A 12,424-nucleotide genomic window follows, 5' to 3' on the forward strand; every position below is an offset into this window, starting at 1 on the left:
GACATTGTCAAACCTGATTTAAGAAATTTTATCCTGCAAATGGCTTCATTGCAGAATAGAATTTTATTTCATACTACAAACTTAGCTGTTTGAAGTATGAAATCTTAAGCGCGGGAGCAGGTCGGCCAAATCTTTTCGCAAACGGGCCCGCTCTTGGAACGACGGATTTTTAGCCTGGTGGCCGACGATCGGCCGATCGGGTCCGGCAGCAAAAAAGGACCAGGACGCTATGTCTCATTTCCTCAGTCCGAACCGCCGCAGGTTCCTCGGCATCTCGGCGGCCGCGCTCGGAGCGACCCTGTTGCCTGCATCGCGCAGCGCCTACGCCGCCGAGCCGAAACAGGGTGGAACGGCGACGCTGGTGCTCTCGGCTGAGCCGCCTGTGCTGACGACCATCGCCCACACGGCATTCAATTCGGTCTACGTCTCGGCAAAGACCACCGAGGGCCTGCTGACCTATGATTTCGATCTCACGCCGCGCCCATCCCTGGCCAGACAATGGTCAGTCAGTGGCGATGGGCTGCAATACACCTTCAAGCTGCGCGAAGGCGTGAAGTGGCATGATGGCCAGCCGTTCACCGCCGCCGACGTCGCCTATTCGATCACCACGATCAGAGAGGTTCATCCGCGCGGCCGCAACACCTTCCTCAACCTTGTAGACATCCAGACGCCGGATCCGCTGACCGTAGCGCTGGTTCTGTCGAGGCCGGCGCCTTACTTGATCACGGCCCTGGCTGCGGCCGAAACGCCAATCGTGCCGAAGCACCTCTATGACGGCACAAAGGCAGCCGAAAATCCGGTCAACGTCGCTCCGGTCGGCACCGGCCCGTTCGTCTTCAAAGAATGGGTGCGCGGCAGCCACATCGTCTATGAACGCAATCCCGATTATTGGGACGCGCCGCGCCCCTATCTCGACCGGTTGATCGTGCGCTTCATCCCGGACGCTTCGGCGCGCGCGCTGGCGCTGGAGACCGGCGAGATCGATCTGGCGCCGGCAACGCCGATTCCGTACAGCGATTTGCAGCGCTTCGAAACGCTGCCGCATATCGGTTTCGAGAAACAGGGCTACCAATATTCCAACGGCATCAGCCGGGTCGAATTCAACCTGGAGAAAGCCTATTTCCAGGATGTTCGCGTCCGCCGTGCCTTCGCCCATGTCATCGACCGCAACGTCATTCGCGAGACGATCAACTATGGCTATGGCGAAACCATTCCGGGCCCGATCAACCCCAATCTGAAGAAGTGGTTCGTCGCCGACCTGAAGACCTATCCGGTCGACACGGCCGCCGCCGATAAACTGCTCGATGAAGCAGGCTTGCCGCGCGACGCCAACGGTACCCGGCTCAAGCTTGTCCACGACTATGTCCCGAGCGGCGAAACCTACAAGCGCGGCGCCGATTACATCAAGCAGGCATTGGCCGCGGTCGGGATCGAGGTCACCGTGCGCAGCCAGGATTTCGCCACCTACACCAAGCGCATCTACACCGACCGCGACTTCGACTTCACCTTCAACGGCATGAGCAATCTGTTCGACCCGACGGTAGGCGTACAGCGCCTCTACTGGTCGAAAAATTTCAAACCCGGCGTGCCGTTCTCCAACGGTTCGAAATACAGCAATGCCAAGGTCGACGAACTTCTTGAAGCGGCCGCCGTCGAGGTCGACCACGAAAAGCGCTTCGAGCAATGGGCCGCGATCCAGCAGATCCTTGTCGAGGACCTGCCCGATATCGACATCGTCAGCCAACCGGAAATCACCCTCTACAACAGGCGCATAGCCGGTCACACGGTGGGCGCCGAGGGCAATGCCGGCTCCCTCGCAACAACCCATATCGTCGCCTGAGCCCTGACCCGTGCGCGGTCCTTCGCACGGGTTCCCTTCCTCCACCCGAGAAAGTTCGCCATGACGCTCGCCCACAAGCCTGGTTCCATCGTCGGCACGCCCTTCTTCAAGGCGCCGACCGACTATCCGGACAGCCCGCTGTCGAAAGCGCTTCAGCAGCCGGTGCTGCTCGGGCTATTCCTGCCGATCCAGGCCGGTGGCTGGACCAACTCGACGCTGCCGCGCTCGACCGACTGGCGCTTCGACTACAATCGCGATCTGACGTTGAAGGCCGAGGAGCTTGGCTTCGACCTCGTCTTCGCGCTCAGCCAGTGGCTGCCCAAGGGCGGTTATGGCGGTGTCTTCAACGGCCAGGCGCTGGACAGTTTCGTGTCCGTGGCGGCGATGGCCGCGATCACCAAGAAGATCATGCTGATTTCGACCATGCATGTTCTCTACGGTCCCTGGCATCCGCTGCATCTGGCGAAATTCGGCGCCACGCTCGACCACATCTCCGGCGGCCGCTGGGGCATCAACGTCGTCACCGGCCATCGCGCCGTCGAACATGAAATGTTCGGCTGGAACCGCATCGAGCACGACCGCCGCTATGAACTCGCCGCCGAGTTCGTCGAAGTGCTGCAGCGACTGTGGCAGGACGACGAGAATTTCTCATTCTCCGGAGAATCGAGCTGGAAGCTCAATGGCGGCTTCGTCACGCCCAAGCCGAATTACGGCCGGCCGATCCTGGTCAATGCCACCGGCTCCGACGCCGGCATTTCCTTTGCCGGCCGCTATTCCGACATCGTCTTCGTCACCAGCCCGGCCGGCTCCGACATCGCCAGCGCGCTGGAAGCGCTGCCGGCGCATACGAAGAAGGTGAAGGACGCAGCCCTCGGCGTCGGCCGCACCGTGCGCACGCTGCTCAACCCGCTGGTCATCAGCAGGCCGACCGAGAAGGAGGCCTGGGCGGTCGCCGATGAGATCGTCGCCCATGCCGACAGCCGCACGCCGAAAGGCTTCCAGACCTTCAACAGCGATGCCCAGGCCTGGAAAGGACGCGAGGGCCGCGACGATCCCTACGCCAAGGTCGGCGGCAACATCTATCTCATCGGCACGCCCGAACAGATCGTCGACCAGTTCGTCAAGTTGAAGGACGCCGGCATTGACGGCCTGCAGCTGTCCTTCTTCGATTTCAAGCCTGACCTCGAATTCTTCGGCGAGAACATCCTGCCGCTGATGAAGCAGGCCGGCCTGCGCAACACCTAAGGAGCCATCATGACCGCGACTGCGATCTCCGAAATCTGGTACACACGCTGCCCGGTGCCGACGCCTGTCGGGCTCGCCGCACAGCTCGGGCTTCTCGACGAGACCTTTCGCAAGGAGGGGATCGAATTGAAGTCGATCATCGATTCGCCCAATCGCGACATCCGCCAGAGCCATTTCAACCATACGCTCGACTGGTCGTTCCGCCACGGCGGCAACGTGCCGCCGATCCGCGCGCGGTCCGAAGGGCGCAAGACGCGTCTCGTCGGCATCACCTGGACCGACGAATTCCAGGCAATCATCGCCCTGCCCGGTTCCGGCATCAGGACAATCCAGGACCTGAAAGGCCGTCGCTTCGGCATCGCCCGGCGCCCCGAGGGAATCGTCGACTTCATGCGAGCGACGGCGTTGAAGGGACTGGTCTCGGCGCTCTCGCTCGAGGGCCTTGGCTATGGCGACGTCGAGATCGTCGACATAGCGCTGGCCGACAGCGTGCTCGACGGCCAGGAAGGACCGTCGCTGTTCGGCCTCAAGCGCAAGCAGCCCTATGGCGAGGAAGCCGCAGCCCTGATCCGCGGCGAGGTCGACGCCATCTATGTCAAGGGCACGGCCGGCATCAATGTCGCCAATCTGATCGGCGCCATCCAGGTCGTGGAATTCGGCTTCCACCCCGACCCGAACATCCGCATCAATTCCGGTTCGCCGCGCGTGCTGACCGTCGATGAACTGCTGGCGGAACAACGCCCCGATCTGGTCGCGCGACTGATCGAGACCATCCTGCGCGCCAGTGCCTGGGCCGAGGCGCATCCGGAAGAGACGCAGCGCTTTGTTGCCCGCGAAGCCGGGGCCACCGAGGAACAGGTGCTGGCCGCCAATGGCCCGGATGTCCATAAGCATCTCGGCCTCGGACTGCAGCCTGAGCTCGTCGCAGCGGTTTCCCACTACAAGAATTTCCTGCGCGACTGGGGCTTCCTCGCCGGCGATTTCGACGTCGAGGCCTGGGTCGATCGCCGGCCGCTCGATCTGGTGAACATTCGCGCCGCCGCCTGAGAGAAAGCCAACGTCATGATGTCGACAATTGCCGAGTTTCCGCAACTCCTCGAGAAAGTGGCCGGCCTTGCCGACGACTTCGCGCTGACCGCCGCGCATCACGACGCGACCGGGGAATTCCCATTCGCCAATTTTGACCGGCTTCACCAGGCGGGGCTGCTTGGCCTGGTCACGGCGCGCGAACATGGCGGCTTCGGTGGCGGGCTGACGGAAGCACAGGCGGTGATCGCCGAGATCGGTCGTGGCGAGCCGTCGACAGCGCTGGTGCTGGCTATGCACTACAACAGCCAGTATGCGATGCGGAAATCCGGAAAATGGCCGCGCCATCTGGTTCAGCGGATTGTCGAGGCCGGGCGTCTTGGCCCTGCCCTGATCAACGCCGCCCAGGCCGAGCCCCGGATCGGCTCGCCAGCTCATGGCAAGCCGCCCGAAACCATTGCCCGGCGGGACGGCAACGTCTGGCGGATATCCGGCCACAAGAACTACGTCACCGGCATTCCTATTCTGAAATGGGTGAACTTGCTGGCGCTGACCGACGAGCCGCAGCCGCGTCTGGCTTCATTCCTGGTGCCGACCGACGCGCCTGGATTTCGCGTCGAAAAGACATGGAACGCCGCCGGCATGCGGGCGACGGCCAGCGACGACATCATTCTGGATAATGTTGCGGTTCCTGCCGAAGACATCACCGAGGCGCAGCCGGCATCCGAGCCGCTGAGGCGCGAGGAAGGCGCGACGGCGTTCTTCTTTTCGCTGATCGGCGCTGTCTACCACGGTGCCGCCCGTGCTGCCCGTGACCGGCTTGTCTCCTTTGTCAGCACGCACGCGCCGGCAAGTCTTGGCTCCTGCCCTACGCCGCTTCCACCAGGCTGGTCGACTGGAAGTCATACAAGAGGATCGCGATCTCAAAGCCGCGCCGCTGCAGCCAATGCGCCGTCGTCGCCGCGCGGACACCGAGCAGATCGTCGATCAGCACGACGCGGGCGCCGCGCACGGCGATGGTGCGATAGGCGACACCGAGCAACTGCCCGCCCTCAGACGCGATCGACCCCGGAATATGCGCTTCGGCGAACTCGTCGGGCGTGCGCACGTCAAGCAGGTAGGTCGTCCGCTTTTCGTCCTTCGCCCAGTTCGCGGCCGTGGCCGCATTGATGCGGGGAAAGCTGTCGCCTTCGGCAAGCTTTGCGATGTGCTCCCCGGCGAAACGCTTGGCATCCTCGCTTGCCGGACCATAGATTGCGGTCTTGCCGGTTTCGAGTGCAAGACTGGCCTCGCGCCATGCCCTGGTGCCGTCGTGCAGATAGGCGACCCGGTTGGGCACGCCGGCATCGATCAGTGTCTGCGCCCCGATGATGGCGCGCGGCAGGCCGGCGCAGGAGACGACAACCTGCGTCTCCGGTGACCGCACCAGGTCGGCGAAGCGCAGCACCAGCTCGGCGCCCGGCACGCTGATGGCGCCCGGCACATGGTCCTTTTCGAACTCCGCCACCGTGCGGCTGTCGAGCACCACCACGTCGGCGCCTCGGCCTCTGAGCACCGCGAGCTCTTCAACGCTGACGACCGGGGTTCCCTTCTCGTCGCGGATCGCCAGCGAAAAATCGACGCCCGGCGTATCGAAGGTCGGCAGGTCTTCAACGCCGCTTTGCGTCCATTCCGGAATTCCACCGTTCAGCGAAAACAGCTGGGTACGGCCATACCCCACCAGTCGTTCGACAAGTTGCTCGGCAACGCCGCTGCCGTCGTCCGCCAGCACGGTGCGCACCGATTTGCGCGGGATGAAGCGGTCGATCTCGGCCTCGACCTGAGCCGCGGGCAGGTTGGTGGCGAACAGCGGCGATGCGTATCCGACAGTCGCGCTGTCGCGAATGTCTAGCACCGCCAGTTCTTCGCCATCCGCCAGCCATTGGCGAAACATTTTCGAATCGATCGTCCTGTCGCTCATGATGCTTTCCTCTCTTGCTGTTCAGCGGCGCCACGGATCGGGCGCGCAAGGCCGAGGTTCTCGCGCAACGTCCCGCCTTCGTAAGCAGTCCGGAACAGACGCCGCCGCTGCAGCTCCGGAATGACGAGGTCGACAAAATCGGTGAGGCCCGTCGGCAGGATCGGCGGCATGACGTTGAAGCCGTCCGCCGCGCCACCGGCGAACCACTCCTCCATCATGTCGGCCACATCCTTTGGCGTGCCAACGATCTGGAAATGGCCGCGCGCGCCGGCAACGGCGAGATACAATTGGCGGATGGTCAGGTTCCGGCTCGCGGCCAATTCGGAAACGACTTTCAGGCGGCTCTTCACGGCATCGGAACTGCCCAGTTCCGGCAACGGTCCGTCGAGTGAATGGCCGGAAAGATCGACACCGCCGAGCAATCCTGAAACCAGCGCCACACCAACCACAGGATCGACCAGGCGCTGGATCGCATCGAACTTGTCCTCGGCCTCCGTGCGCGTCGGCGCGACGACCGGGAAGACACCGGGCATGATCTTCAAGCTGTCGGCGGAGCGGCCAAACGAGCCCAGCCGGCCTTTCAGTTCGCCGTAAAAGCCGCGCGCCGATTCCATGGTCGGGTGGGCGGTGAAAACCACCTCCGCCGTCCGCGCCGCCAAGTGCTGGCCGGCATCGGACGAGCCCGCCTGGACGATGACGGGATGGCCCTGCGGTGGGCGAGCGACGTTGAGCGGTCCCTTGACGCGGAAATGCCGGCCGGCATGGTCCGGGGCGTGGATGCCGCGCCGGTCGATGGCGATCCCCGAAGCCTTGTCGGCGACGAAGGCATCGTCGTCCCAGCTGTCCCAAAGCTTCTGCGCGACAGCGACGAATTCCTCGGCGCGGGCGTAACGGTCGGCATGAACGGGATGCTGGTCGAGGCTGAAATTCGCCGCCGCCGGCGCATCGGCTGAGGTGACGACATTCCAGCCTGTCCTGCCGCCGCTGAGATGATCGATCGAAGCGAACAGCCGCGCCAAGTGGAACGGCTCCCAATAGGTGGTCGAGGCGGTCGCAACGAGCCCGATCCCTTGCGTGATGGTCGAGAGCGCCGACAAAAGCGTCAGCGGCTCGAAATGCACGACATGGCCGGTGCGCTCGAAGGTGTCGATCGGCTGCTCGCCATTGCGCGCGCTGAGGCTGTCGGCCAGAAACACCATGTCGAACAGGCCACGCTCGGCAGTGCGCGCGGCGTCCGCATAGTGCTGGAAGCTCAGGCCCGGATTGGCAGGCACATCGGGATGGCGCCAGGCAGCGACATGATGGCCCGGTCCGCGAACAAAGGCTCCAAGCCTTATCTTTCGATTTTCAGTCATCAGCGGTTCTCGGGCTGGTCGCAAAGGGCGTTCCTATCTAGCGCCTGCCAAACCCGCTGAGTGAAAGAATGCCTTTCGTCAGCTGGCAATTATTGTTTTTTGACATCGGGTTACGGGAAAGCACGATGATCGTTGCCGGGGCGATGGGCTGGAGCCACGACCACCGGCATCGCAAAGGTTCTTGATGCTTCATACCCCTTCCTCCCCGCTACGTTCGATCCCTCGTTCAATCATCATCGTTGGCGGCGGCTTTGCCGGCGCGGTTACCGCGATCAAGCTGCTCGACCGTTCAACTGAGCCGCTGGCAATCACCATCATCGAGCGCCGGGCCGAGCTCGGTCGCGGCGTTGCCTATAGCACCGTCGATCCACAACACCTCGTCAACGGCGCGGCGCGCATCTTCTCGCTGCATCCGGACGATCCCGATCACCTCGTTCGCTGGCTTATGGCGAATGGGCCGGAGCACGGCTGGACACCGCCCGAGGATGTCCCGGACTCAAGCCCGCCGCGCTGGCTGTTCGGCAGCTATGTCCAGTCGGAACTGACAAGAGCGATCAGAGAAGCAGATCCGCGTTCTTCGCTGCGCCACATCAAGGCATCCGCCGTCGACATGCTGACGGGTCCGTCCGGGGTATGCGTCGGCACCAGCGATAGCCAGCAATTGCTGGCGGATGAGGCGGTGCTGGCAACCGGGGTGTTCCAGAGCCAGCCGTCCACCACGGAAGCAGCCGTCGTCAGCGATCCCCGTTATGTCGCCAATCCCTGGGATTCGGCGGCGCTCGATCGGCTCGCCGGCAGCAAGGAACTGCTGCTGATCGGCTCCAGCCTCAGCATGGTCGACGTCGTCGCCAGCATGGAAGCGCGCGGCTTCAACGGCGGTTATCGCGTCGTGTCGCGGCGCGGACAGATCGTCGAACCTCGGCGCAACGCGGAAGCGTGGCGCGATTTCCTCGCCGGGCGGCCGCTGCCGAAAACCACCAGGGCGCTTCTCGCACTGGTCAAGGCCGAACGCCGGGCAATCGAAACCACCGGCCTGGATTGGCAAGGGCTGCCGCTGACGATCCGGCCGTGGATCCTGGCATTGTGGCAAGGCGCCACCGACAAGGAGCGCTTGAAGTTCGCACGCCATCTGCGCGCCTTCTGGGATGTCACCGCGCACCGCGCGGCGCCACCGAGCTTTGAGCGCGTGGCACTGGCGCGAAGCCAAGGCCGTTGGACGGGTCGAGCGGGACGGGTGCTGGCACTCCATCCGCAGGCAAATGGCATCGTCGCTGAAATTCGCTGGCGCGATACCGGCGCAGTCGAACGGCTGCGCTTCGACGGCGTCGTCAACTGCCGCGGCCATCAGGAGCATGATTGGCGACGGATCGCCGATCCGTTCGTCCGCAGCCTGCTCGAGAACGGCATCGTCAGGCCGCATGCGACCGGCTTCGGCATCGACGCGACGCATGACGGCCAGGTGATTTCCCGTGATGGCGAGACCCATGGCAATCTGTTCGCCATCGGCCATCCGCTGCGCGGCGTCGCCTGGGAATCGAGCTCCATCGGCGAACAACTGGCGCAGGCCATAGCCCTTGCCGGCCTTCTGGTCGGCGCCAGCCGAAGGCTGGGTGCTTTGGCCTGAAGTTACCAGCTTTGCGAAATGGAAGAAACGAAAACGGCCGCAGCTCTATGCGGCCCTTCTCTCATGATTGCCCGGCAGATTTAGGCGTTCGGGTCGAGATAGGCGTCGGCGAAATTCGCTGACAGGCCTTCGGCGCCAGGCGCGTAGTTCTTGACGGTTTTGCGGGCGATGATGATGGTCGGTGGCGCGATCAGATTGATGATCGGCAACTCGTCGGCGATGATCTCCTGGAACTTGAAGAAGAGTTGCCTGCGCTTGGCCTCGTCTAGCTCGACCGATGCGGCTTCCAGCAACCGGTCAACCTCCGGGTTCTCATAATGCGCGCCGTTGGAGAACGGCAGCCCTTTCTTGATGTTCTTTGACCAGTAGAGCCGCTGCGCCCCGGCGCTCGGGTCGAAGATGTTGCCGCAAGATTCGGTCGACAGGTCCCAAGTGCGGTCGGTGTAGATGGTTTTGACATAGGTGCCGAAGTCGAACTTCTGGATCTCGGCGTCGATACCGATCTTGGCCAGCGCCTGCTTGAGGAAGTCGGCATAGCCCCACGGATTGTAGGGATTGTTGGTGAGCCTTAGCTTGAAGCGGATGCCGTCCGCTCCTCGCTTGAAACCGGCCTCGTCTAACAGTTTTTCCGACAGCGCCGTATCGACGGTCGCGGCCTTCACGTCGGGATCGAAATACTTCTTGTTGACGACGCTGATCGGTGTCGGCGACACTTGGCCATAGCCGTAGAACACGATGGCGTTGACCGCATCGAGATCGATCGCATGTGCGATTGCCTGGCGGACTTTTTTCTCCTTCAGGATCGGGTTTTCGAGGTTGATGATCAGTTGGTGCAGCGGGCCGCTATAGGCGAAGACCGTGCTGTCGACGACGAATTGCGGCAGCGCCTTGAAACGCTCCAGATCGGCGAAGGCCACCGGGTTCGGTCCGATGTCGACCTCGCCCGTTTCGAGCGCCGCGGCGCGCGCGCCCGGATCGGTGATGAAGCGGAAAATGATCCGGTCGAGATAGGGTTTAGGCGCATCCCAATAGGTCGGATTCTTTTCGACGAGGATGTGGCTGCCCTTTACCCATTCCTTCAGCACGAACGGCCCGCTGCCGATGATCTGCTCGAAGGACGGATCGTCGGCCGGCTTCAGCTTCTCGTAAATGTGTTTGGGCACGACAGGCGATTCCGTCGCGGCCAGCCCCGAGATCAGGGCGGCGGACGGCTTCGACAATTTGATCTTCACGATATACGGGTCCGACGTGTCGATGTCGGTGACGTTCTGGAAGGTGATGCGACCGCGCGGATGCGCTTCGCGCAGCCGGGAGATAGAAAAGGCGACGTCCTCGGAGGTCAAATCATGGCCATCGCTGAACTTCACCCCCTGGCGCAGCTTGAAGACGTATTCGAGCCCGTCGTCGCTGATCGACCATTCGGTGGCCAGTTGCGGTCGGGGATTGAGATCGTAGTCGTAGGCGAGCAGGCCGTCGAAAATCTTCGGACCGATGGTGGCCGGTCCGCCAGCGCTGGTGTTGATGGAAACGATCTGGTTAGGCTCGGGATAGTAGACGAAGTTGAGCGTGCCTCCGGCCACCGGCTTTGCGTCTTCTGCGAATGCCCCGGCGGGAAGTGCAGCACTCGCGCCGGCCAGCAGCAGGAACTGATTGAACAGGCGTCGGTTGATGGTCATGGTCGGTACTCCGAATTGGCGCGATTTATCTTTCATGGAGAAAAGTCGGGATCGTCGTTTTCACGCGCTGGTCCCAACCAGAGGGCTTGCAGAACGCTTAGGCGTTTGGCGCGAGCCATATCTGCGCGAAGCTGTTGTTGATCCCCTGAGCGCCGGGCGCAAAACCCCGGACCTTCTTGTTGGCGACGATCTGGGCGCCGGCGGCGACCAGATCGACCGACACCACGTCGTCATGGATGACGTGCTGGAATTTGTACCAGAGCTCGCGCCGCTTGGTCTCGTCGGGCTCGATTGCCGCGGATTCGAGGATCTGGTCGACCTCGGGGTTTGCGTAGTGGCTAGCGTTGGAGAAGACGAGGCCGATCTTGAAGTTCTTCGACCAGTAGGCGCGCTGGACGCCGAGCGTCGGATCGAAGGTGTTCGACAGCGACTCGACCACCAGGTCCCAGGCGCGGTCGGTGTAGACGGTCTTCAGGAACGTCGACAGGTCAAGCTTGAGGATCTCGGCATCGATGCCGACCGTCGCCAACGACTGCTTGATGAAATCGGCATAGGACGCCGGCAGGAACGCGTTGTAGGCAAGCCGGAGCTTGAAGCGCGTCCCATCGGCGCCACGCGGATAGCCGGCGTCGTCGAGCAGCCTCTCCGCCAGTTTGGTATCGGGTTCGCGCGCCTTGATGCTGGGGTCATACCATTTGGGCAGCGCCGTGCTGATCGGGCTCGGCGATACCTGCGCATAGCCGTAGAGCGCGATGTCGACCAGCTTCTGCAGGTCGATTGCGTGGGCGATGGCAAGGCGCACATCGCGCTTGGTCAGGATTTCGTTCTCGTAATTGAAGAACAATTGCTGCTGTGGGCCGGAATAGGCGTAGGTGTTGGTGTCGACGACCAGAGCGGGGTTTGCCTTCAGCCGTTCGATGTCGGCCAGCGGCACGGGATTGGCGCCGATATCGATCTCGCCGGTTTCAAGAGCCGCCGAACGCGCGGCCGGGTCGAGGATGACGTGCAGGACGATGCGGTCGAGGTAGGGCCGAGGCGCGTCCCAATAATCCGGATTGCGGTCGAAGATCAGATGGCTGCCGGGCACCCATTCCTTGAGAATGAAGGGACCGGTGCCGATCGTCTGTTCGAGCTTCGGCTGTTCCGCCGGCTTGAACGTTTCGTAGACGTGCTTCGGCACAATCGGTGATTCCGAGCTGCTCAGTGCCGTGATCAGATAGGGCGCCGGCTTTGAAAGCACGATGATGGCGGTGTGCGGATCGGGCGTCTCGACCGCGGTCACGTTTTGGTAGGTGATGCGGCCGCGCGGATGCGCCTCCTTCAGCCGGAAGATGGTGAAGGCAACGTCTTCCGACGTGAAGTCCTTGCCGTCATGCCATTTGACGCCCTCGCGCAGCTTGAAGGTGTAGCGCAGGCCGTCATCGCTGATCGACCACTCCGTCGCCAGCAGCGGTTTCGGGCTGAGGTCATAGGCGAAATCGAGCAGACCTTCATTCACCTTGGGACCGATCGCCTGGCCGGTGCCCGACGAGGTGTTGATGGCAATCAGCGACGTGGGGTCGGGATAGTAGGCCCAGTTGAGCGTGCCACCCTGAACCGGCGTTCCTTCGGCAGCGAAGGAAACCCCGGGCAATGCGAAGCTCGCACCGCCAAGCAACAGCAGCTGGTTGAAATGACGACGATTGACAGACATGGCCT

8 protein-coding genes and 1 pseudogene are annotated in these 12,424 nt (G+C 62.7%); 5 read left to right on the plus strand and 4 right to left on the minus strand.

Annotation, left to right across the window (positions count from 1 at the left end; genetic code table 11):
- Positions 1-229: 229 nt before the first annotated feature.
- The 4 genes and pseudogenes from NKI08_RS06950 to NKI08_RS06965 all read left to right on the plus strand — a co-directional run.
- Positions 230-1,840: an ABC transporter substrate-binding protein gene (locus NKI08_RS06950; protein WP_352471359.1), complete on the plus strand. Its 1,611-nt coding sequence runs from the start codon at positions 230-232 to the stop codon at positions 1,838-1,840.
- A gap of 60 nt (positions 1,841-1,900) precedes the next feature.
- Entirely contained in the window at positions 1,901-3,085 is a 1,185-nt protein-coding gene (locus tag NKI08_RS06955) for an LLM class flavin-dependent oxidoreductase (protein ID WP_352471360.1), read from the plus strand.
- Between the two features lie 9 nt (positions 3,086-3,094).
- Positions 3,095-4,132, plus strand: coding sequence for an ABC transporter substrate-binding protein (locus NKI08_RS06960; protein ID WP_352768016.1), 1,038 nt, complete (start codon positions 3,095-3,097; stop codon positions 4,130-4,132).
- Positions 4,133-4,150: 18 nt separating this feature from the next.
- Positions 4,151-4,993 (plus strand): annotated as a pseudogene (locus NKI08_RS06965) (acyl-CoA dehydrogenase family protein); the annotation flags it as partial.
- Here NKI08_RS06965 and NKI08_RS06970 read toward each other — a convergent pair.
- Entirely contained in the window at positions 4,980-6,071 is a 1,092-nt protein-coding gene (locus NKI08_RS06970; RefSeq protein ID WP_352768019.1) for a rhodanese-like domain-containing protein, read from the minus strand. The pseudogene NKI08_RS06965 and the gene NKI08_RS06970 sit on opposite strands and share 14 nt — an antisense overlap.
- A complete protein-coding gene (locus NKI08_RS06975) occupies positions 6,068-7,429 on the minus strand; it encodes an LLM class flavin-dependent oxidoreductase (RefSeq protein ID WP_502899571.1) in 1,362 nt (453 codons plus the stop codon). The genes NKI08_RS06970 and NKI08_RS06975 overlap by 4 nt, the downstream gene beginning before the upstream one ends.
- A 181-nt stretch (positions 7,430-7,610) precedes the next feature.
- On the opposite strand from NKI08_RS06975, the gene NKI08_RS06980 reads away from it, so the two are divergent.
- Entirely contained in the window at positions 7,611-9,050 is a 1,440-nt protein-coding gene (locus NKI08_RS06980; protein ID WP_352768024.1) for an FAD/NAD(P)-binding protein, read from the plus strand.
- Between the two features lie 80 nt (positions 9,051-9,130).
- Here the strand turns inward: NKI08_RS06980 and NKI08_RS06985 are convergent, their stop codons facing one another.
- Both NKI08_RS06985 and NKI08_RS06990 read right to left on the minus strand, forming a co-directional pair.
- Positions 9,131-10,726, minus strand: a complete 1,596-nt coding sequence (locus NKI08_RS06985; RefSeq protein ID WP_352768026.1) for an ABC transporter substrate-binding protein — start codon at positions 10,724-10,726, stop codon at positions 9,131-9,133.
- Between the two features lie 97 nt (positions 10,727-10,823).
- Entirely contained in the window at positions 10,824-12,419 is a 1,596-nt protein-coding gene (locus NKI08_RS06990; protein ID WP_352768028.1) for an ABC transporter substrate-binding protein, read from the minus strand.
- Positions 12,420-12,424 lie beyond the last annotated feature (5 nt).

The organism is Mesorhizobium sp. M0768, from assembly GCF_040320195.1.
Lineage (GTDB): Bacteria > Pseudomonadota > Alphaproteobacteria > Rhizobiales > Rhizobiaceae > Mesorhizobium.

Bases quoted from the DNA above. Each gene is read 5' to 3' on its own strand.
- NKI08_RS06990 (WP_352768028.1), bottom strand. From the start codon at position 12,419: ATGTCTGTCAATCGTCGTCATTTCAACCAGCTGCTGTTGCTTGGCGGT.
- NKI08_RS06950 (WP_352471359.1), top strand. From the start codon at position 230: ATGTCTCATTTCCTCAGTCCGAACCGCCGCAGGTTCCTCGGCATCTCG.
- NKI08_RS06955 (WP_352471360.1), top strand. From the start codon at position 1,901: ATGACGCTCGCCCACAAGCCTGGTTCCATCGTCGGCACGCCCTTCTTC.
- NKI08_RS06960 (WP_352768016.1), top strand. From the start codon at position 3,095: ATGACCGCGACTGCGATCTCCGAAATCTGGTACACACGCTGCCCGGTG.
- NKI08_RS06980 (WP_352768024.1), top strand. From the start codon at position 7,611: ATGCTTCATACCCCTTCCTCCCCGCTACGTTCGATCCCTCGTTCAATC.
- NKI08_RS06985 (WP_352768026.1), bottom strand. From the start codon at position 10,726: ATGACCATCAACCGACGCCTGTTCAATCAGTTCCTGCTGCTGGCCGGC.
- NKI08_RS06970 (WP_352768019.1), bottom strand. From the start codon at position 6,071: ATGAGCGACAGGACGATCGATTCGAAAATGTTTCGCCAATGGCTGGCG.